Consider the following 22353-nt stretch of genomic DNA (forward strand, 5'->3'; position numbering starts at 1 on the left):
ATAAAACACGCTTTGACCATGAAATGTTTACGAATTCTTTTTACCCTTACCCTACTAACCTCTTTTTGCACAATAACTGCCCAACAACAAGATGCCCAAACTACCAAAGATGAAACCTTGGTAGGCCAGTTTACAGAATTGGAGCGAAAATCAGGCAACTATAGGGCCAATGGTATTCGGTATGAAGTTGTTAAAATCGGTGATCTCTATAGAATCAAACAAAACATTTTTGATTCCATAAATACGGCCAACGCCACTATCAAGGATTTATCCGCTACAATTACCAGTAACAATTCGGAAATTGAAGATCTTAATTCCAAATTACAGGAAACCACAAATAATTTAAACAATGTGACCGAAGAAAAAGACAGCATGTCCTTCTTTGGAGCTTTGGTCAGTAAAGGAACGTATAAGCTCATTTTGTGGTCCATTATATTTGGTTTGTTTTTGTTCCTTATATTTTTCATCTATAAGTTTAGAAACAGTAATTTTCTTACGCATCAAGCCAAGACGGCTTTGGCTGATTTGGAAAAGGAATATGAGCAGCATCGCAGACGTGCTTTGGAGCGGGAACAAAAAATCAGTCGCCAATTGCAAGACGAACTGAACAGGCAAAAAAACAAATAGCAACCTAAGTCTCCAAGAACCTTTTTCAACCTGATAAAAACACAACACCTTAAGGTATCTTTATACTATTGGGGATTGCCTCCTACATTAATTACCTTTAAACATGCAAATCAAAAGAGTTTCCTTACAAGAGATTGAACTAATTGTTCCTCTTTTTGATGCCTATAGGGTTTTTTATGAGCAAAAATCCGATTTAGAAGCTGCGCGTTCTTTTCTGAAGGAGCGATTTTCTAAAGAGGAAACTGTAGTGTTTTTGGCTTTGGATAATGGGATTCCCGTGGGATTTACCCAACTTTACACAAGCTTTTCTTCAGTATCTCTTCAGCCATTTTTTATTTTGAACGACCTTTTTGTAGCTCCTAAAGCAAGAAAAAAAGGTGTGGGCGAAGCTTTGATTAATGCAGCAAAAAAACATTGCGAGCAAATGGGATACAAGGGTCTGGCTCTGGAAACAGCTGTGGATAATCCCGCCCAAAAACTGTACGAACGACTGGGTTGGACAAAAGATGAAGCATATCTTCACTATTTTTGGTCGAACACCTAAGTGTTTTTTAAACAATTTCTTCCATGCGGATAGATATCATTACCGTTTTACCTGAGCTTTTAAAAAGTCCTTTCGAAGCATCCATACTTAAAAGAGCTATAGAAAAAGGATTGGTCGAAGTTCATTTTCATAATCTCAGGGATTATTCAAAGGGGAACTACAATCAAGTTGATGATTATCAGTATGGAGGTGGAGCCGGAATGGTACTGATGATAGAACCCATTGACAAATGCATAACGAAACTGAAGGAAGAAAGAGATTACGACGAGGTCATTTATATGACCCCTGATGGCGACACGCTGAATCAAGCAACGGCTAATGAAATTTCGTTAAAGAAGAACTTGATCATTCTTTGTGGTCATTATAAAGGTGTAGATCAACGGGTAAGGGATTTATTTGTAACACGCGAAATCTCCATTGGTGACTATGTGCTTTCCGGAGGCGAACTTGCCGCAGCGGTACTTTGTGACTCCATAATGCGGTTGTTGCCTGGTGTATTAAACGATGAAACTTCTGCCCTGACGGATACTTTTCAAGATAACCTATTGGCACCACCAGTTTATACCAGACCTTCCAACTATAAAGGAATGGAAGTACCCGAAGTTTTATTGAGCGGAGACTTTCCAAAAATAGAAAAGTGGCGAGAAGAACAAGCCTTGGAACGAACCACTAAAAAGAGACCTGATTTATTACACTAATTATGGACTATAACGATTCAATTTATTATGCCCTTGGCAGTTTGTTATATGGAATTGCCAATCTGTTGATTATTGTTGCCTGTATTTTTCTTGTTATAAAGCATAAAAATATAGGCGCCATTTTAATGTTGATTGGAAGTATTTCAATCCTTCTATTTTCCATATTAAACATGATTTGGACACAGTTTGCAGCAAGAGATGGTAGTGAATCACTTTTACAAGCAACCAAAATAATGAATATTGCGGGGCCTTTACCCAATGTACTTTTTGCCATTGGCCTTCTTTTGTTAGCGGTTAGGTATATAAAAAAATAACATAAGGCCTAAAGTCGTTTCAAAAAAAGATAAATCCTCTTGTCAATTATAAATATTGCATTACTTTTGCAATCGCAAAATTAACCTCTGACGATATCCGTGAAAGTTGATTTTGTTAAAACTTTAAAACACAGCAAAATGGAATCTTTAATAAAATTTGTCGAAGACGAATTTGTTCCAAAAAAAGAATTTCCTCAATTTTCATCAGGTGATACCATCACCGTTTATTATGAAATTAAGGAAGGTGAAAAAACAAGAACACAGTTTTTCAAAGGAGTAGTTATTCAACGAAGAGGAACTGGGGCAACCGAAACTTTTACCATTCGTAAGATGTCAGGTACCGTAGGTGTAGAAAGAATTTTCCCTATCAACATGCCTGCACTTCAGCGAATTGAAGTAAACAAAAAAGGTAAAGTACGTAGATCAAGAATCTTCTACTTTAGAGGCCTAACCGGTAAGAAAGCCCGTATAAAAGAGATTAGAGGATAATTTATCCTTTCTTATCCCAACAAAAAAGCACCTTATAATAAGGTGCTTTTTTTATGAACAATTGTTAATAACCGTAGTTCATATTATGTTGATTTTTAATCCCTTACAAAATTTGGAAATCTGGGACTTTATTATAATTTAGTCAAAGAAATATGAAGGAGATTATATCAAATTTGTATTTTGAATTTAAAGTTGACGTTCTTTAAACTAATGACTCCCTTTTTAATTGGTAACACTACTAATCACAAAAGGAATTTCGAACTCAGGGGAACCTCGGTGAAACTGAAGAAGAAATAATGAATTTTATGTGCGGACGGGAGAGCAATTTTCCGTTTTGATAAAATTTAGGAACCCATTAGACACTTTACAAGATGTTGTTTAGTTGAAAAATTAAGGACATAGTGTTGAGTAAACGTCAAAGGGGCAACAGACGCAATCAATGATTGCGGTTTTGCGGCAACGCAAAATGATGTCTTTTAGCCCTTTTCAGAAAGCCATATCAATGTGCAAACATAGATATGGCTTTTGTTTTTGGTATTTCCTCAAAAAACCATCCCTTTTTTTAGCAATATCCCCTAGCATCGCAACTGCCATAAATCGTATATTTGCACCGCTCTAAAAAAACACCTTAATGGCTAAGATTTTTTATACGAAGACCGATGAGGCTCCAGCCTTGGCAACTCTTTCCTTTTTACCCATTGTAAAAGCATTTACCAATACCGCAGATATTGCTATTGAAACAAAGGACATTTCATTGGCAGCAAGGATTATTGCCGTTTTTCCTGAATTTTTAGAAAAGGAACAGCAAGCCACCGATGATTTGGCACTTCTTGGTGAACTGGCCAAAACTCCAGAAGCCAACATTATCAAATTGCCAAATATAAGTGCCTCCATACCCCAACTTAAAGAAGCCATTGAAGAATTACAGCAAAAAGGGTTCAACCTGCCCGATTATCCGGACGAGCCCAAAAATGATGACGAGAAAGCCATAAAATCTCGATACGATAAAATAAAAGGAAGCGCGGTTAATCCTGTCCTTCGTGAAGGAAATTCCGATAGAAGGGCACCAAAGGCCATTAAAAATTACGCCAAAAAAAATCCCCACACCATGGGAGCATGGGCTTCAGATTCTAAAACGCATGTCGCTACCATGTCCGAAGGGGATTTTAGAAGCAATGAATTGTCTACTACAATAGAAAATGCCGGTGATATTCGTATTGAACTAGTCGATTCAGAAGGAAATATAACAGTATTAAAGGATAAAGTAGCTCTTCAAAAAAATGAAATCATCGATGCCACGGTAATGAGCAAAAAGGCTTTGGTGAGTTTTTTGAAAAATGAAGTGGCTGATGCGAAAGAGCAAAATCTACTACTTTCACTGCACTTTAAAGCTACCATGATGAAGGTTTCTGACCCTATCATATTTGGCCATGCTTTAAAAACATATTTCTCCGATTTGTTTGAAGTTTATGGAGATACATTTGAAAAATTGGGCATCAATGCCAATAATGGGCTCGAAAGTCTTCTGGATAAATTGGAAGAACTTCCTTCGGAAGAACAAATAGCAATAAAAAAGGCTATCGCTGAAGGCATAGAAAATGGCCCAGATTTAGCCATGGTAAACTCCGATAAGGGCGTTACCAACCTTCATGTCCCCAGTGACATCATCATCGACGCTTCCATGCCAGCCATGATTAGGAATTCAGGTAAGATGTGGGATAAGAACGGAGCTCTTCAAGACACTAAAGCCGTAATTCCGGATAGTAGCTATGCAGGAATATACCAAGCCACAATCGATTTCTGTAAAGAACACGGAGCTTTCGACCCAACAACCATGGGAACAGTTCCCAACGTTGGCCTAATGGCGCAAAAAGCGGAAGAATATGGCTCGCATGACAAAACGTTTGAGATTTCAAGAGCAGGAAGCGTGCGTATAGTGAACAATAGTTCAAATGAAACTTTGATTGAACACAATGTAGAAGAAGGTGATATTTGGAGAATGTGCCAGGTAAAAGATGCTCCCATCCAAGATTGGGTAAAACTAGCCGTCTCAAGAGCAAGAGCAACCAACACTCCAGCGGTTTTTTGGCTGAATGAAGAACGCGCCCACGATAGAGAATTGATTTCCAAGGTTACCGAATATCTAAAAAATCACAATACTGAAGGATTGGATATTCGAATCCTATCCCCTATAGAAGCAACCAAGTTTACCCTTCAACGAATCAAAGAAGGTAAAGACACCATCTCCGTTTCTGGAAATGTGCTTCGTGACTACCTTACCGATTTGTTCCCTATTCTAGAAGTGGGTACCAGCGCAAAAATGCTATCCATAGTTCCTTTAATGAACGGGGGAGGTCTTTTTGAGACTGGTGCAGGCGGTTCCGCTCCAAAGCACGTAGAGCAATTTTTGGAAGAAGGCCACCTTCGCTGGGATTCTCTGGGTGAATTTTTGGCATTAGGTGTTTCATTGGAACATTATGGTGAAAAAAACAAAAATGAAAAAGCTTTGGTTTTAGCTGATGCATTGGATAAAGCCACAGAAAAGTTTTTGGACAATGATAAATCCCCTTCGAGAAAGGTAAACGAATTGGATACAAGGGGAAGCCATTTTTACCTAGCAATGTACTGGGCTGAACACTTGGCGAACCAAGACGCTGATGCTGCGCTGAAATCCATCTTCGGAAAAGTATTTGAAGCTTTAAGTGCAAAGGAAGCACAGATTTCCGAGGAGCTTATCAACGCACAGGGAAGTTCTGTAGATATCGGGGGTTATTATTTACCCAATGATGATGAAGCTTCCGGGGCAATGCGGCCAAGTGCCACTTTCAACGAAATTTTGGCAGCTATAGCTTAAATGATTCCCGCTTAAGAAACTGTTAAATCTTAGGGTTTTTGAAATGATGATTGTCTATTTTAGACTTTCATAGCTCATTAATCATTCGTTTTGAAGCAGGGTCTGTTCGTAATTCTTTACTTGTTTGCATGCGTTAGCTGTGAAGATGCCATTAGTTTGGACCTACCTACTTCCGACTCTAGATTGGTCATAGATGCCCTACTGGGGTACAATGAAAACAATGGAAATCCCATTATTTCTGGACAAATAAAACTAACCCAGACTGCTCCTTTTCTATCGGAGGAGGTTCCTCCGGCCTTAAATGCCAGTGTAACCATAATTGATGAGCAAACTGGCCAATCCTATATCCTTACGGAAACCCAGCCTGGGGTATTTGGAATTAATTTTCCAGAATTTGAATTTAATCGATCATACACCTTGGTAGTTGAACACAACAATCAAGTTTATACGGCGACCGAAGAAATGAATCATTCCCCAGTTATAGACAATGTGGCACAAGGTGATGGTTTTTTGTTTGAAGAAGATGAAACTGAAGTGGAGGTTACCTTCACCGACATTTCCGGGGAAACCAATCATTATCTCTTCTCTTTTGGATTCAATAATTTTTTGGTGGTCGATGACGAGTTTTTTAAAAACGGCCAGCTGACCTTTTCCTATTTTTATGAAGACGTAGTGCCCGGAGATTTGCTATCGATAACCCTCTTTGGAATTGATAAAGAATTCGCCAATTATGCTAACCTAGTTTTGATTCAATCGGGAGAAGACACAGGAAATGGCCCATTTTCAGTGCCCCCGGCTAACATCCGTGGTAATATCATTAACACAACCAACCCTACAAATATCCCATTTGGCTATTTTGCGATTAGCGAATTTGACACAAAGTTGTTGACCGTGGAATAAACGACCCATCAACAATTTTTATTTATCCAACCCAATGCGTAACTTTCAACAAATGGTTGCTATGTCCAAAAGATCTTTTGTTCTTCTTTGTCTATTGCTCAATCTAACCTTTCTTCAAGCGCAACAAAAGTATACGCTCAGCGGAACTATTTCGGAGGCCAGTAGCAACGAAACTTTGATTGGGGTCACCATTGCTTTTCAAAGTTTACAAACTGGTGTAACCACAAATGAATACGGCTTTTACTCCATTACACTTCCCAAAGGCACTTATGAAATAACGGTTAGTTATTTAGGTTATAATGACATTCAGGAAACTATAAACCTCAATAGGGACATAAAAAAAGATTTTAGCCTTAACGAAAAAGCTGAACAATTGGAGGAGGTAATTGTCACTGATGATGCCAAACAATTGGATATTAGAAAACCTCAGATGAGCGTAAACACGCTCGCTGTTCAAACCATAAAACAAATACCGGTCGTTCTTGGGGAGGCCGATGTAATCAAATCCCTTTTATTACTTCCTGGGGTTACTAGCGCTGGAGAAGCTTCCTCCGGGTTCAATGTAAGGGGTGGTGCGGCCGACCAGAATCTAATTTTACTGGATGAAGCCACAATATTTAACTCCTCCCATTTATTCGGATTCTTTTCAGTTTTCAATCCTGATGCTATAAAGGATGTGAAATTATTCAAGGGAGGTATCCCTGCCCGGTATGGTGGTAGAGTCTCCTCCGTCCTAGAAATATTTCAAAAAGAGGGCAATAGCAAAGAACTAAAAGTAAATGGTGGTATCGGGGCAGTTGCCAGTAGATTGTTGGTTGAAGGCCCAATAACGAAAGATAGAACAGCCTTTTTAGTGGGAGGAAGAGGTTCTTATGCACATTTGTTCCTGCCATTGTTCGATGTGGATAATAAAGCCTACTTCTTTGACCTCAACACCAAATTCAACCATAAAATAAACGATAGAAACAGTATTTTTCTTTCAGGATATTTCGGCAGGGATTTGTTCAGTATCAATGACAGCTTTGTAAACACCTATGGTAATGCGGTTGGGAATTTTAGATGGAACCACTTGTTTTCCGACAAATTATTCTCCAATCTATCCCTTATCTACTCCGATTATTTCTATGGCTTAGAACTGGATTTTGTGGGATTTGAATGGGATTCAGGAATTCAAAATTTCAATCTTAAATACGACCTGAAGCATTATATCAATGACAAGCTCCAAGTAAATTATGGCCTGAACAACATTTACTATGTCTTTAATCCCGGCAAAATAAAACCCAATAGGCCCGATTCGGGAATAGTGGAAGAACAACTTACCAAAAAATATGCGAACGAGACAGCTGGTTATGTCGATGTAGAACAAAAAATCTCAGAAAATTTGAGTATAAATTATGGATTAAGAGTAAGTCTTTTCAATCGTTTGGGTCAAGATGAGCTTTTCGTTTATGAAAATGACCAACCGGTTGTTTTTGACCCTTTTCAATTGGTATATCGCGAAGCCGTTCCTGTTGACACCATCAATCCTGGCAGAGGACAAAACCTATCCACCTTTACCAATTTGGAACCACGGGTTTCAGTTGCCTATACCATAAACGAAAACAATTCCATTAAAGGAAGCTACACCCGACTTGCTCAATATTTGCATTTGCTTTCAAATACCAGCTCTCCCACTCCATTGGATGTATGGACACCCAGTGGACCATTTGTGGAGCCACAACTGCTTGATCAGTATGCTTTAGGATATTTCAGGAACATCAATAACGGTGAATACAGTGTAGAGGTCGAAGGGTTTTATAAGGATATTCAAAACAGAATTGATTACATTGATGGAGCCGATTTAATTGCCAATGATGCCATTGAACAAGTCATTCTAAATGGTGAGGCCAGGGCCTATGGACTCGAGGTGTTATTTCGTAAAAACGAAGGAAGATTCCAAGGGTGGTTGGCCTATACCCTATCAAGGTCGGAGCAGCGAACACCTGGACGTACACCAACTTTTGATAATGGTCGTTCCAATTTGGAAACTGGTATAAACTTTGGGGAATGGTACAGTACTCCTTATGACAAAACCCATGACATTGCACTTTACGGAAGTTTTGATTTGAATGAAAGGTGGAATTTTAATGCCAATTTCGTCTATCAAACAGGACAGCCGACCAATTATCCTGTTGGTCAATTTGATTTTCAAGGACTGGTTGTACCCTTTTTTGGATTGAGAAACCAAACCAGATTACCGGATTATCATCGTCTTGACCTATCGGCAACGCTCAAAAACAAAAGAAAACGCGATCGTAGCTTTCAATCCGAATGGGTTTTTAGCATCTACAATGTCTACAACAGAAAAAATGCAGCTTCTATTAATTTTAGACAGAATCAGGACACAGGTAGAAACGAGGCCATTAGGACCTCTATATTTGGAATCATCCCGGCAATAACCTATAATTTTAAGTTTTAATATGCGATACAAATATTATATCCTAGGATTGTTGGTCGCATTGACAGGATGTGAAGATGTGATCAATGTTGAAGTTCCAACCACTCCACCAAGATTAGTGGTAAACGGACTTCTAAGAGTCGATGAAAGTCAAGAGTTTGTTCCAGTAGAAATTAAAGTGACTGAAACCACCAATTTCTTCGAAGAAAACCCAGTGACACAACTTGAAAGTGCGATTATCATATTTGGCCAACCAAATCCGGACGCCCCGGAACTTTTAGATAATTTGGCCACTTCGTCCCTGGCAGAATCCACTCAAGGTTCTGGTATTTATATTCCAGACCCCACATTTGACTCCGATCAACGTATTAGAACTTCATCATTACTGCCAAACACCATATTTATCTTAATTATTGAGCACAAAGGAAGAAGGTATGCTTCAAGAACTCCTTATTCCAAAACCGTGCCTTTGGACAGCCTTGTTCAGGGAGACGAAACACTTTTTGATGATGATGATACTGAAATCAAAATCACCATTTCGGATATTGAAGGTGTTGAAAACTATTACGTCTTTGATTTTGGTTTTGGTGAGTTTTTGGCTTTGGACGACCAGTTTATTGATGGACAACAATTTGAGTTCTCCTATTTTTATCAAAAAGATTTGGAGCCAGGTCAAGAAGTTGAAATCAGTATTTTGGGAGCTGACCAGCAGTTTTTCAATTATATGGATTTATTGGTGGAACAAACGCAAAACGATGGCGGTGTTTTTGAGACTCCCTCCGCTACAGTAAGAGGAAATGTATTTGATATTACTGGCCTTGACAATACTTTGATATTCGACAACGTAAACAGACCTGATGATTTTCCTTTGGGTTATTTTGCTGTGGTGGAAGAATTTAAACAGACCTTGACCCTTGAATAATTACAATAGGGCATGTAACATTAGAATCATCAATAATCCTGTTAATCCTTGAAAAAAAGTGGCTATAGTATGGCCACGCAAAGCCGTCTTCATTCCCATATTTGAAAACTGTGACACTACCCAAAAATAGCTGTCATTAATATGCGAAACCGTCATAGCTCCTGCACCAACGGCCAATACACTTAATGCCTTGTCCGTTAACGATTCCAATCCAAAAGTTCCGAGTAAAGGTGCAACTATTGCCGCCGTGGTTATTATGGATACGGTAGACGAGCCTTGAGCAGTTTTCAACACTGCGGCTATGGCAAAACAAATCAACAAACCGGATGTGCCCGATGCTGTGCTAATATCAAAAATCGAAGCTATGTCCATAGTGCGCAATACCGCACCAAAAGCGCCACCAGCCCCAGTGATCAATACAATGGCCCCAGCTTGTTTTAAAGCACCAGCGACCCATTCGTTTCTTACCTTGGACTCCACTCCCTTGGCCAAAGGAAACGCAAAGAACACTCCTATCAACAAAGCAACTATGGGGCTGCCAATAAACCCAATAACTTTAAAAATAATCCCTTCGCCAAAAGGATATGTTGGATAATCTGCTATGGATTTCAGTGCAATCAATAGCACTGGCACCAACAGTGGCAAAAATGCCATTATGGGTTTAATCTTAGGTAGTGAAGTATTATCTTCTTCTTTAAACACCACTTCTTTTTCTTGCTCTTTTAAAGATTTTCCAATATACCTTGCCCAGAAGTAACCCGCCAACGAAACTGGAATTGCCGTTGCGAGCCCCAGGATCATAACCATTCCCAAATCAGCTTCGATTACAGCCGCGGCTGCTAATGGCCCCGGAGTGGGTGGAACAAAAACATGGGCAGAGTACAATCCCGTTGCCAGTGCTATCGCGAAAACCATCACCGGTAATCCTGATTTTTTGCTCAAAGCTTTGTTCAAAGAAGATAAGATTACAAAACCCGAATCGCAGAACACCGGAATGGAGACCACAAAACCAGCTAAATTCAGGGCAAGTGGCGAACGTTTTAAACCAATAAGCGATAAAATGGAATTGGCCAGTATTTTGGTACTCCCTGTTTTCTCCAAAAATGCTCCAATTATGGTTCCGAAAGCTATCACAAGGCCAATACCTGAAAGCGTTTTACCAAATCCTTCACCAATAGTGGTCACAATCTTATTAGAATCAAGGCCCAACATCAATCCAGAAAAAACTGCAGCTAGGGTGAGGGACAATACGGGATTCATTTTAAATCTGACCGTGGCCAAAATAATGAATAGGATAGCCAAAAAAAGTGTAAGTAATTCCATGTTCACATTGTAGACTTCCACTAAATATAAAGTATTCTTGCTACTTTTGAATCCGATGGGAACCGACAAACAACTTTTGGTAAAAGGAATAAAATTTATAGGATTTACAGTTGCCTTAATGTTTCTTGCACCATTCGCACTTTATCAGGCTTTCAAGAATCAAGAACATGCAGCTTACATTCCTGTTTTGATCGTTGGGTTAATTTTGGCCATTGTTGCCATTGCAATGGGTTTCTACACCATTAAGATTTTTATGGATGCCCTCTTCGGAAAGAAAAATAAAAACTAATTCTTCTCTACTGGAGTTTTTTTCCATTTGTTGCTCAACTGGGCGTAATCATAATCCAGAACCGACTTCTGTCGTTGCAATTTATTTGAAGCGAAGGCGCGTTGTAAAATATCTTCAATCAGATAATCCTCGTGTGTTCGTTCAGGATGAAACTCTTCCTTTATACTTATTTTAAAGGCCTTTGCCGTGGTATTGTACCAAAACGCACGCCATCCGTTCCTTAGTTCCTTTACCAAGTTGAATGCGGTTTTCCCCGTTTGTCGGTATATTAATTTTATTAATATCTGTCCTTCGGTACGTGTTAATTTCTTGAGTTCATCTGCAAACTCACCTTCCACGTATTTCTGAACCGTTTTGGTGTATTTTTTTCGTTGTCTGCGCTTCTTAATTTTAACAAGACTATCATTCATCTCTTCCAATCGTTCCGCGGCCAGTTTGGCATAGGGATAAACCTTTAGGGTTTTGCGACGAAGAATATAGTATCTCAGCTTCTCCCCCCTGCTCTCAAATTCCAGCTTTCCAAATAAATAGACTTCGTCCAGGGCAATGGAGCTATATAAAATGGAATCCCCTTCAAAGCGTACATAATAATCCTGAACTGAATCCTTTTCGGTTTCTTGTGAAAGTCCAACAACACCAACCAGCATTAAAAACAACATGGTACAATATCTCAACATTCGGGACTGTATAAATTTTAGCCAAAATTAAGGATAAACCCCTTATACAGCTATTAAATAAAAGTGAATATTGTTATGTTTGTGGACTAAATCACATACATGGCAGTTTCAAAAATCATTACCGCTAAATCACTCAAATTCTTTGAAAAATATCTAAATAATGCCTCTCCTACTGGTTACGAGTGGGAAGGACAAAAGATTTGGATGGATTACCTTAAACCCTATGTAGATGATTTTATAACGGACACCTATGGTACGGCGGTGGCCGTGGTGAACCCTGATGCCCCCTATAAAGTTGTTATAGAAGGGCATTCCGATGAAATTTCGTGGTATGTGAATTACATCACCGACAATGGCTTGCTCTACGTCATCAGAAATGGAGGTAGTGACCATCAAATCGCTCCCTCAAAATGGGTAAACATCCATACCAAAAAGGGCGTTGTAAAAGGTGTTTTTGGCTGGCCTGCCATCCACACCAGAAATAGAGCTAAGGAAGAGCCGCCAAAATTGGACAACATTTTTATCGATATTGGCGCAAAGGACAAAGAAGGAGTTGAAAAAATGGGTGTGCATGTCGGTTGTGTAATTACGTATCCCGACGAATTTCAGGTATTGAACAAAAACAAATATGTCTGCCGTGCCTTGGATAATCGTGCCGGTGGATTTATGATTGCCGAAGTTGCCCGTTTGTTGCATGAAAACAAGAAAAAACTACCATTCGGACTGTATATTACCAACTCCGTGCAAGAAGAAATTGGGTTGAGAGGTGCTGAGATGATTACCCAGACCATTAAACCAAATGTTGCCATCGTTACCGATGTTTGCCATGATACCACCACCCCAATGATCGATAAAAAGAAAGAGGGAGAAACCTCAATTGGGTCAGGTCCGGTTATTTCATATGCTCCTGCGGTGCAAAACAAGCTTCGAGAGCGCATTATTGAAACTGCGCAAGCCAAAAAGATACCTTTCCAAAGGTTGGCTTCGTCTCGATATACGGGTACTGACACTGATGCCTTCGCCTATAGTAATGGAGGAGTCGCATCTGCTCTAATTTCTTTACCCTTACGCTATATGCACACCACGGTTGAAACTGTGCATAAAGATGATGTGGAGAATGTAATTCGATTAATTTACGAAACACTCCTTACCTTAAAAGCTGGAGAGACATTTAGTTATTTTGATTAAACTGTCAGTTCGAGCGCAGTCGAGAACTCCGTAACCATCAACATTAATAATCTCTCGACTAGGCCCGAGGTGATCCATAACATACATTCATGGATGAGCTAGTCGACATTTTAGATGAACATGGAAACCCTACGGGGCAGATCTGCTTGAAATCCGAAGCACACCTAAAGGGGCTTTTCCACCCTACCATTCACGTATGGTTTTATACCGCAGAGGGAGAAATACTGTTTCAAAAAAGGGCACATGACAAGGATGCCTTCCCTTCATTATGGGATGTTTCGGTAGCAGGACATATTGGAGCTGGAGAAGATATTTTAATTGCTGCAGTCCGCGAAATTGAAGAAGAAATTGGTCTTTCGGTTTCTTCTTCTGATTTGGAGAAGATTGGAGTTTTCAAATCTATGCACAGGCATTCTGAAATTCTTATTGACAATGAATTCCATCATGACTTTCTTTGCAAATTAGAAGTTCCATTATCGAGTCTCCAAAGACAAAAAAGCGAGGTGGATGATCTTCAACTTTTCGCTTTGGATACGTTTACAATGAAGGTTGAGCAAAACCATTTAGCTGGATTTGTTCCGCATGAAAAATCGTATTACTTGGAAATATTGAACGTGGTTTCCCAAAACCTAAAGGCTTGACAGAAACCCTTCGGGTCTATCCAAAGGATAAATCTCCTGTTCGCCTGTTGCCATGGTTTTTACCACAAACTCTCTTTTTGACAGCTCTTGGCCGCCAATCATTACCACGTAAGGAACATTTCGGTTGTTGGCATATTTCATTTGCTTCTGCATTTTGGCTGCGGATGGATAAACTTCGGCTTTCACACCTTGTTTTCTAAGTTTTCCGACCAATTTGAGCGAAGCCAAGCTTTCATCCTGCCCAAAATTAATACAGAGCACGTCAATGGATTTATCCAAAGTCTGCGGAAACAAACCTAATTCTTCCAAAACCAGATAAATACGGTCCAGTCCAAAGGAAATACCAACACCGCTCACGCCTTTCAATCCAAAAATTCCAGTAAGATCATCATAGCGACCACCGCCGCCAATGGAGCCCATTTTAACTCCTTCCGGGGCACCAACTTCAAAGATAGCCCCTGTATAATAGTTTAGTCCGCGGGCCAAAGTTACATCCAATTGTAACTTTGCAGAATGTAATCCGATTTCGGCTACTACATTCACAATTTCCTCCAACTCGGCCACGCCCTCCGTTCCAATCTCAGAATTTACCAGTAGGGATTTCAGTTGTTCCAACTGTTCTGAAGTTGAACCTGACATATTAAATAAAGGCGAAGCCTTTTCAACGGCTACTTCGGAAATACCTTTGGACAGCATTTCTTCCTTTACTTTCTCCGCTCCTATTTTGTCCAGCTTGTCCAACGCAACGGTAAAATCCACCAACAAATGTTGGGCACCAATGACTTCGGCTATTCCGGATAATATTTTTCTATTGTTGAGTTTTATAGTTGTTCCCTTAAGGCCTAAATCAGTAAAAACGGCATCGTACAACTGCACAAACTCCACTTCTTGCAAAAGCGAGTTTGCACCAACCACATCAGCATCGCATTGGTAAAACTCCCTAAAACGACCTTTTTGTGGCCTATCTGCCCGCCATACAGGTTGAATTTGGTAACGTTTGAATGGAAAATCAATTTCATTTTGATGCATGACCACATAACGTGCAAAGGGTACGGTTAGGTCATACCGAAGGGCTTTATCTGAAATTTTAGGTGTCAAGGACGAAGATTTCTTGGAGCTATAGGTCACATCATCCACCTTGGAAATAAAATCCCCTGAATTCAGAATTTTAAAAATCAAACGATCTCCTTCATCCCCATATTTACCCATTAAGGTATCGTATTTTTCAAAAGACGGGGTTTCAATGGGTTGAAAACCATAAACCTCAAAGTGTTTTTTTATGGTCTGGATAATATAGTTGCGTTTGCCAACCTCAGTCGGAGAAAAATCGCGCGTTCCCTTAGGAATGGATGGTTTTTGTGGCATGTATTCAAATTCTGGTGCAAATATAATTATTTGTTACTCCTTTAGCATAGAAGAAGGCGGTTAGCAACGTATTTGTCTCGAAGAGGTCTCGACTGCGCTCGACCTGACAACTAAAAACCTCCCACCTTTTACCCTTAATATATGCTGAGCGAAGTCGAAGCGTCAACCCAAACCATATATCCGTCAATTGATCTCAGGAAAAAATAGGTATGAAAGTAAGTTTATGTCATTAACAAATAAACATGAAATATTTAAAGCTAAAACCCGTAATCCTTATAGCGTTAGGATTCTTAGCCATTTCCTTTACCTTCATATCCTGCTCTGGGGAAGATGGAACTAATGGTGTTAATGGCAATGATGGTGTTGGAATTGAATCAACAGTAGACAATGGTGATGGCACATTCACTATAAACTATTCCGATGGTTCATCTTTTACAACAGGTGATTTAACTGGCGATCCTGGAAATGATGGTGCCCCTGGTGACGATGGCAATGCCAATGTTCAGCGCATTATTATTGATGTCTCCCAAACCCCATTAGATCAATCAACACTTTTGCTCGATGTACCAGAGTTGACAAATGACATGTTACAAAATCATGTCCTCCTTTTTTATCTGGAGCTATTTGATCCTGATACGCCCTTTTACTTGCCAATTCCAGGAGGGTTCTCGGTGGAGGACAGATCATATACTGTGGCATATTCTCCTGAAAGAGTGCAATTGAGGATAGCAAACTTTGACAAAACTGATACAACTGCGGGTTGGACAGGAACTTGGGATTTCCTTCATATTGTTTTGGTTGAAATTTCAGGATTACAGCAAGGCAAGGGTGATCAGCAAAATGTGTTGAAAAGTATAAAAGCTGCCGGAGTTGATACCAACGATTACTACGCTGTTATGGCCTATTTTGGGCTGGAGGAGTAGTATTTTTTTCCAATAGTTTTTTAATGAAGAGGCTGAAAGGGCTCTTTTTTTGGTTATAAAAGCTCCTCCCCTTGGCCAAGGGGAGGTGGTTCCAATTGAAATTGGAACCGGAGGGGATTGACAATTAAGTTAATACCCTAAAATACAAAACACCCTTTCCGTCCTTCGGACACCTTTCCCTGCACAGGGAAAGGATTTTGATTTGACCGCTCGACCGAAGGTGGCAGAGAGGGTATTGAAAATTGCTTTTGTCTATCCTTCGACAGGCTCAGGATGACATTTTACCTGACGACTCGGGTATCAGACATCTAAATATCCAAAAATCGAATAATCTAGAAATCCAACTACTCCATAATCTGCTCAAACCATTGGTAGAGTTCGCCTTTTGTGATAACAGCCCCTTGCTGGATCAAATCAAATTTATCCTTGTTTTTATCTTCGGAATAGGCTTTGGAAGCGGTGAGGTATTCCACAAAATCGGATTGAAAATTGCGTTTGAACCAGCCAAAACCTTCCTCAGTACGCAAATCGATTTTAGGATTCATCACTTTTACAGAAAACAATTTCATTTCCTTTTCAGTCAAATGGAACAGGTGCATCTGCAGTTCGGATATGTTTTCCAAGTATTCGACTTTGGACAGTACACCTTCCCATACCAAATCACTGAATATATCAATCTCTTCTTCGGCCACTTCGGGTTTTTCCTGTTTAATATTGGCCCACTCATCTGCCGTAATGGACTGGGTGGCCAAAAAGTTGATAAACTCCGGATGTAGTTCTTCCAATTGCTGTTGCGTCAACCTTGTGTACTTCATTGAATCAGATTCATTTGATCCGGCAAAAATAAAAAAGGCCACGCTTTTGCGCAGCCTTTTTAGTATAAATTATACTCTTTTAGTTGAATATATACCTCACCCCAAATTGGGCCTGCCATCTGGACAGCAGGCTGGAGTCGAAACTAAAGGTTTCTGTCAAATTTGGATCAAAAGTGTAGGTAGGTACGTTGTTGTCATCCACCGTAACTCCCAAAACTTGCTGGTTTGTAGGTATTTCGACAACTCCCCAATCTGAGCTGATCAGGTTGCCCACATTCAACACATCCAAGCTTAATTGGATGGTATTCTTGCTTGTGATTTTTATATCTTGAAGGACTTTCAAATCCCATCGTCCTCTCCAAGGTGCCAAAGCTCCGTAGCGTTCTGCGTAAGAACCTCTATTACCGCTTAAGTAATCATCTTGCTGAATAAAAGCTTCAAAGGCTTGAGCTTGTCCCGCACCACTAAAGTTCATTTGGTTTACCTCCGAAGCAGTAGGAATGTACAACAGATCATTGATACTGGATCCATCACCATTGATGTCACCTCCGTAGATATAATTGAAACGTCCACCCTGGGCATATTCGAAGAATGTGGAAATCGTTGTTCCGGTTTTAAAAACTTTGGAAAGTACCCCAATAAATCTGTGGGTATCTCCATATCTTGAAAAGGAAAGGACATCGTCATTTGCATTACCGGAAATGGCATTGGCCACAAAAGCATCCCCTGTAATCTCTGCTTCAATGGAGTTTACGTCTTTTGAATTGAGATAGCTATAGGCCAAACTTGCATACAAACCATTATCCCATGTTTTTTGCCCCTTCAATACGGCATTCCAGATTCTTCCTTTATCCGAATTGGAAAATGTGTATGCATTGTTGATCAAATCATTATCTCCATAAACAGGCCTGTTATCCACACCTTGTAGGTTTTCCGATGGAGGTAACAATCCCCAGTTTTGCACATGTGGGCCATTTATATCCTTGGAATAGGACAAGTCTCCCGTTAAAATAACTCCATTTTCCAACTGATAATCTACTCCCAAGCTGGTTCTCCATACTTGTGGCCATTTAAAATCGGGATCCACCACTTGATAGAAGAACACATTTGGGTTCGCTATTTGGTTGCCCAACCATACAAATGGGAAACGACCGGTGAAAATTCCGGTTCCACCTCTAACTTGCACTGTATTATCGTTGTGGACATCCCAATTGAATCCAACTCTTGGCGAAATCAACCAATCGTTTGTGGGCAACTGCGTAGAATCAAAGAATACGGTTTCTCCATTGTTTGGGTTCTGATATGGAATACCAGGAACGTAAGCTGGCGCGACATCAATAACATCTTGCGCCTTTGCCGAAGAATCAAAGTACAATGGCTTGTCAAAACGGATACCATAGGTCAATTTGAAGTTCTCGGTAGCGTTCCATTCATCTTGAAGATAAAATGCCATCTGTCCTACATTGGTCTCGGCCAAGGCCCAACCACCTGCATTTCCATCTCCAGCAGCGTTTAAGGCACTATTGGCCGCTATAGCTGCATTGAATTGACTTTGATAAACACCTACAAGGGCAGCTTCGCCCGCAGCATCCAAATTTCTAAAGTCAGCTATGGATCCCGAAGGGAAGAATACTCCTTGAGCACCATAAACTCCTAGATTAAAGGAGTTGTCAAATTGAAATTTTTCAAAAGAGAATCCAACAGTAAACGTATGATCGCCTTTAAAGAAGTTCAGATTGTTGGTCAATTGAAATACCTTTTGGTCCAAACGGTTGTTAATGGAGAAAGGTTCATGACCTGCAATGATATAGTTGGAACTTCCATTTTCATCTAATAAAGTTATGGTAGGGGCCGGTGTTGATTTCGGATTTCTAAAATCATCAAAATGGGTATATCCGACCTGCAATTTGTTAATGGCGTCATCGGAAAGGGTAGAATTCAATTCGATTTGAACGGACCGAATCTGATTATTGATCTCGTATCCTGCATTCTCAAACTGTAAGGTGGAAAGATTGGGTCCCCTGAAGCCCAAAGCCGTCGGGTGGGCAGGTTTTTCCTTGGAAGCATTCAAGAAATTATAGATAATCGCCAATCTATTGTTGTCATTGATGTTCCAATCCAATTTAAAGATTCCCTTGGTAGATTCTTGGTCAAAATTGAAGCCTTCAAACCTTCCTGGATCATAAAATTCGCCGTTTCCAATAGAAACTTGGCTAAGAATGTTGGAAACCAATTGAAAATCTGAAGCTAAAACTCTAGACTCGTTAGCCGTTCCTGTATTCCTATTAGGCACAAATCCTGAGCCCAAATCGGTACGGTCATCTTTTTCAAAATTGGCAAAGAAAAAGAGTTTGTTCTTTATAATTGGCCCTCCAATACTAATTCCATATTGAGATTGACTTAAATCTGCCTTGAACACGTCATCTCCTTTAATCTTACCTCCTGTTAGACTCTCATTTCTGTAAAATCCGTAAACAGAACCATAAAACTCGTTGGTTCCACTTTTCGTGACAGCGTTTACCGAAGCTCCAGTAAATCCAGATTGCGTTACATCGTAAGGTGCCGTGGAAACTTGGATTTGGTCTATTGCATCAATTGAGATAGGGTTGGCATCGGTTTGCCCTCCAGGTTGTGCTGCATCCAATCCAAATGGGTTATTGAAAATGGCACCATCCAATGAAAAGTTATTGAACTGATCGTTTCTACCTCCAAAAGAGCCGGCGCTTGCTGTAGGCTCTAATCGGGTAAAGTCGTTGGTAGACCTTGAAATTGTGGGCAATCTGGTCAATTCACGTCGACCCACACTGGTCTCGGCTCCTGTTCTGTCGCTGCCAAAGGTACCTGTCTGATCCGAAACGACCACTACTTCATCCAGTACTTGACTGTCTAAAAGTAATCCAATATTATGGTTAAAGGTCTTACCTAATGAAAGGAAAATGTCGCTTTTAACATTGCTTTTAAAACCGATATAGGAAATGGTTACTTCATAAGGTCCCCCAACTCGAAGGTTCAATAAGTTATATCTTCCTTCTTCGTTGGTTATGGCTCCGTAGCGGGTTCCGGTAGGTGTGTGGACCGCTACCACATTGGCTCCCAATAATGGAGCTTGTTGGTCGTCAACAACCGTTCCTCGGATGTTTGAGGTCGTGACTTGTGCAAAAGTCGAGGAGAATACCATAAAGCAAAGTATCCCTAAGGGTAAAAATTTCTTCATATTGAGTGAGTTAGTTTTGTGAGTACCTACAAACATAAACAAAAAAAAGAGCTATGCACGCATAGCTCTTTATAAGTTATTAACCGAATTTTCTTACCTATTTGGTTTCGGCAGTTACCTCAAATGGGAAATCAACAACTACTTCTCTGTGAAGTCGAATCTGAGCATCATATGGCCCAACTCTTTTAATTGTTCCTCCTTTGATGTTGATAAACTTTCTCTCGATTTGATGACCTGCTTTATCCAAAGCTGCTGCTAAATCGATACTGCTGACAGAGCCGAACAATTTGTCACCTGCCCCAACCTTGGCTGGAATGCGGATTTCCAATTGTTTCAGAGCTTCAGCCAATTTATTGGCTTCGTCAACAACTTTCTTTTCTTTATGGGCTCTTTGCTTTAGGTTCTCGGCCAATACCTTCTTAGCGGAAGGAGTTGCCAAAGCAGCCAATCCTTTAGGAATAAGGTAATTTCTTCCATAACCGTTTTTCACCGTTACGATATCGTCCTTAAATCCCAAATCCTGTATATCTTCTTTTAGAATAAGTTCCATTCTTCAGTATTTTTTATTTCAACATATCGCCAACATACGGCATTAAGGCTAGGTGACGGGCTCTTTTAACAGCCTGTGCCACTTTTCTTTGGTATTTTAAAGAGGTTCCGGTAAGTCTTCTTGGAAGTAATTTACCTTGCTCGTTTACCAATTTCATCAAGAAATCAGGGTCTTTGTAATCGATATACTTGATACCTGACTTTTTGAACCTACAGTATTTCTTTTGCTTGCTGGTCTCAATGTTCAATGGGGTTAAATACCTGATTTCCCCATCTTTTTTCGATTTTGCTTGTTGTTCTATTGATGACATAGCCTATGCGTTTGCTTTTAATTTAGTTCTTCTTTTTTCAGCCCAAGCAATTGCATGCTTGTCCAATTTAACGGTCAAAAAACGCATGATGCGTTCATCTCTTCTGAACTCAAGCTCATAAGGCTCGATTGCTTCACCTGGTGCGGTAAACTCGAATAAGTGGTAAAAGCCACTTTTTTTGTGCTGAATGGGATAGGCTAATTTTTTAAGTCCCCAGTTTTCTTTGGAGACCATTTTGCCACCATTCTTAATCAAGAAATCCTCGAACTTCTTGACTGTTTCCTCTATCTGGGTCTCAGATAGAACGGGATTCAAAATGAAAACAGTTTCGTAATGGTTCATACATTATTATTTTAAAGGAGCGCAAAATTAGTGATAAATGTTAACCTCCGCAAGAAAAGACAAAAATCTTCGTTTAATGCAATGAGTTATTAACAATGATGAACCTTTTAAACCTACGTAACGTATATCGCAATATACACAACAATATAGACCATGTTTACATCTTTTGTTGCAGTTGAACGTCATTTTTGTGTAATTTGCCGATGATTTAAAACCCTACAAATCACCCCTTTCTATGAAACTAAAAAGTATAATTGTAGACGATTCCTCAATGCAGCGCATGGCCGTTGCAAAGTTGGTCAACAATCACCCTCATCTTGCCTTGGTAGCCGAGTACAGTAATGCTATTGAAGCCAAAAACGGACTTAAGAACCATGAAATCGATTTGATTTTCTTGGATGTAGAAATGCCTATCATTAGTGGCTTTGATCTTTTGGAGGCCCTAGATAACCCTCCACAGGTAATTTTGATTACCGGAAAGCCAGATTATGCCCTAAAGGCATTCGATTATGACGTAACGGACTATTTGCACAAACCCATTACCTTGGCCCGATTTGAGGCTTCTGTTAAAAGGGCGGTTGCAAAATATGAGCAAATGAACAGGGTTGATGAGGATGAGGAGCACATTTTTGTAAAAAGTAACCTTAAAAAACGTAAGGTTATATTAAACGATATTAAATGGATTGAGGCTTTAGGAGATTATATCAAATTGGTGACGGATGAAGCCAATATTGTAATTCTTTCCACCATGAAAGCTTTTGAAAAGCAACTTCCTGCGGAAAAGTTCCTGCGAATCCATAAATCTTATATTGTGAATCTGGAGAAAATCGAAAAGTTCAACAGTAAAAATGTTGAGGTTAGCGGTAGACAGATTCCATTAAGTAGAAATAAAAAGACAGAGCTGGCCGAAGCGCTGGCCAATGTATAGTAT

At 39.9% G+C, this 22353-nt stretch carries 22 protein-coding genes; 14 read left to right on the forward strand and 8 right to left on the reverse strand.

Annotated elements, in window-relative coordinates:
* The first annotated feature begins 18 nt into the window (after nt 1–18).
* The 9 genes from ACULLG_RS13155 (at nt 19) to ACULLG_RS13195 (ending at nt 9785) form a co-directional block, all read left to right on the forward strand.
* Nucleotides 19–627 carry a tRNA (guanine-N1)-methyltransferase gene (locus tag ACULLG_RS13155; protein ID WP_452127259.1) on the forward strand — a complete coding sequence of 203 codons (609 nt, stop codon included), beginning with the start codon at nt 19–21 and terminating at the stop codon, nt 625–627.
* Between the two features lie 103 nt (nt 628–730).
* Nucleotides 731–1171 carry an N-acetyltransferase family protein gene (locus ACULLG_RS13160; protein WP_452127260.1) on the forward strand — a complete coding sequence of 147 codons (441 nt, stop codon included), beginning with the start codon at nt 731–733 and terminating at the stop codon, nt 1169–1171.
* Between the two features lie 23 nt (nt 1172–1194).
* Entirely contained in the window at nt 1195–1869 is a 675-nt protein-coding gene (trmD, locus tag ACULLG_RS13165; protein WP_452127261.1) for a tRNA (guanosine(37)-N1)-methyltransferase TrmD, read from the forward strand.
* Between the two features lie 2 nt (nt 1870–1871).
* On the forward strand, nt 1872–2183 hold the full coding sequence (locus ACULLG_RS13170; RefSeq protein ID WP_452127262.1) for a hypothetical protein: 312 nt from the start codon (nt 1872–1874) through the stop codon (nt 2181–2183).
* Between the two features lie 138 nt (nt 2184–2321).
* The gene (gene rplS, locus ACULLG_RS13175; RefSeq protein ID WP_452127263.1) at nt 2322–2672 is read left to right on the forward strand and encodes a 50S ribosomal protein L19; all 351 of its coding nucleotides are present in this window, start codon (nt 2322–2324) and stop codon (nt 2670–2672) included.
* 631 nt (nt 2673–3303) lie between these two features.
* Nucleotides 3304–5526 carry an NADP-dependent isocitrate dehydrogenase gene (locus ACULLG_RS13180; protein WP_452127264.1) on the forward strand — a complete coding sequence of 741 codons (2223 nt, stop codon included), beginning with the start codon at nt 3304–3306 and terminating at the stop codon, nt 5524–5526.
* 90 nt (nt 5527–5616) lie between these two features.
* Entirely contained in the window at nt 5617–6426 is an 810-nt protein-coding gene (locus ACULLG_RS13185; RefSeq protein WP_452127265.1) for a DUF4249 family protein, read from the forward strand.
* A gap of 61 nt (nt 6427–6487) precedes the next feature.
* Nucleotides 6488–8884 carry a TonB-dependent receptor gene (locus tag ACULLG_RS13190; protein ID WP_452127266.1) on the forward strand — a complete coding sequence of 799 codons (2397 nt, stop codon included), beginning with the start codon at nt 6488–6490 and terminating at the stop codon, nt 8882–8884.
* A 1-nt stretch (nt 8885) separates the two neighbouring features.
* Entirely contained in the window at nt 8886–9785 is a 900-nt protein-coding gene (locus ACULLG_RS13195) for a DUF4249 family protein (RefSeq protein WP_452127267.1), read from the forward strand.
* On the opposite strand, the gene ACULLG_RS13200 is transcribed toward ACULLG_RS13195, so the two are convergent.
* Entirely contained in the window at nt 9786–11108 is a 1323-nt protein-coding gene (locus tag ACULLG_RS13200; RefSeq protein ID WP_452127268.1) for a GntP family permease, read from the reverse strand.
* Between the two features lie 55 nt (nt 11109–11163).
* On the opposite strand from ACULLG_RS13200, the gene ACULLG_RS13205 reads away from it, so the two are divergent.
* Nucleotides 11164–11397, forward strand: coding sequence for a DUF6095 family protein (locus ACULLG_RS13205; RefSeq protein WP_452127269.1), 234 nt, complete (start codon nt 11164–11166; stop codon nt 11395–11397).
* Here the strand turns inward: ACULLG_RS13205 and ACULLG_RS13210 are convergent.
* The gene (locus ACULLG_RS13210; protein ID WP_452127270.1) at nt 11394–12074 is read right to left on the reverse strand and encodes a DUF4294 domain-containing protein; all 681 of its coding nucleotides are present in this window, start codon (nt 12072–12074) and stop codon (nt 11394–11396) included. The two genes, ACULLG_RS13205 and ACULLG_RS13210, sit on opposite strands and share 4 nt — an antisense overlap.
* A 99-nt stretch (nt 12075–12173) precedes the next feature.
* Here ACULLG_RS13210 and ACULLG_RS13215 point away from each other — a divergent pair, with 99 nt between their 5' ends.
* Both ACULLG_RS13215 and ACULLG_RS13220 read left to right on the forward strand, forming a co-directional pair.
* Complete coding sequence (locus ACULLG_RS13215) at nt 12174–13262, forward strand: M42 family metallopeptidase (protein ID WP_452127271.1); 1089 nt, start codon at nt 12174–12176, stop codon at nt 13260–13262.
* Between the two features lie 89 nt (nt 13263–13351).
* Entirely contained in the window at nt 13352–13903 is a 552-nt protein-coding gene (locus ACULLG_RS13220; protein ID WP_452127272.1) for an NUDIX hydrolase, read from the forward strand.
* Here ACULLG_RS13220 and hisS read toward each other — a convergent pair.
* Entirely contained in the window at nt 13892–15268 is a 1377-nt protein-coding gene (gene hisS, locus ACULLG_RS13225) for a histidine--tRNA ligase (protein WP_452127273.1), read from the reverse strand. The genes ACULLG_RS13220 and hisS overlap by 12 nt on opposite strands.
* A gap of 242 nt (nt 15269–15510) precedes the next feature.
* On the opposite strand from hisS, the gene ACULLG_RS13230 reads away from it, so the two are divergent.
* Nucleotides 15511–16191 carry a hypothetical protein gene (locus tag ACULLG_RS13230; RefSeq protein ID WP_452127274.1) on the forward strand — a complete coding sequence of 227 codons (681 nt, stop codon included), beginning with the start codon at nt 15511–15513 and terminating at the stop codon, nt 16189–16191.
* A gap of 344 nt (nt 16192–16535) precedes the next feature.
* On the opposite strand, the gene ACULLG_RS13235 is transcribed toward ACULLG_RS13230, so the two are convergent.
* The 5 genes from ACULLG_RS13235 to rpsF form a co-directional block, all read right to left on the reverse strand.
* The gene (locus ACULLG_RS13235; RefSeq protein WP_452127275.1) at nt 16536–17006 is read right to left on the reverse strand and encodes a DUF6495 family protein; all 471 of its coding nucleotides are present in this window, start codon (nt 17004–17006) and stop codon (nt 16536–16538) included.
* A gap of 79 nt (nt 17007–17085) precedes the next feature.
* Nucleotides 17086–20220: a TonB-dependent receptor gene (locus ACULLG_RS13240; protein ID WP_452127276.1), complete on the reverse strand. Its 3135-nt coding sequence runs from the start codon at nt 20218–20220 to the stop codon at nt 17086–17088.
* Nucleotides 20221–20317: 97 nt separating this feature from the next.
* Nucleotides 20318–20770 (reverse strand): 50S ribosomal protein L9, encoded by a 453-nt coding sequence (gene rplI, locus ACULLG_RS13245; protein ID WP_452127277.1) that lies wholly within the window; start codon nt 20768–20770, stop codon nt 20318–20320.
* Between the two features lie 13 nt (nt 20771–20783).
* Complete coding sequence (gene rpsR / locus ACULLG_RS13250; RefSeq protein WP_420322863.1) at nt 20784–21080, reverse strand: 30S ribosomal protein S18; 297 nt, start codon at nt 21078–21080, stop codon at nt 20784–20786.
* Between the two features lie 3 nt (nt 21081–21083).
* The gene (gene rpsF, locus ACULLG_RS13255) at nt 21084–21422 is read right to left on the reverse strand and encodes a 30S ribosomal protein S6 (protein WP_420322864.1); all 339 of its coding nucleotides are present in this window, start codon (nt 21420–21422) and stop codon (nt 21084–21086) included.
* Between the two features lie 235 nt (nt 21423–21657).
* On the opposite strand from rpsF, the gene ACULLG_RS13260 reads away from it, so the two are divergent.
* Nucleotides 21658–22350 (forward strand): LytR/AlgR family response regulator transcription factor, encoded by a 693-nt coding sequence (locus ACULLG_RS13260; protein ID WP_136465557.1) that lies wholly within the window; start codon nt 21658–21660, stop codon nt 22348–22350.
* Nucleotides 22351–22353 lie beyond the last annotated feature (3 nt).

The sequence above is a fragment of the Flagellimonas sp. 2504JD1-5 genome, from assembly GCF_053618295.1.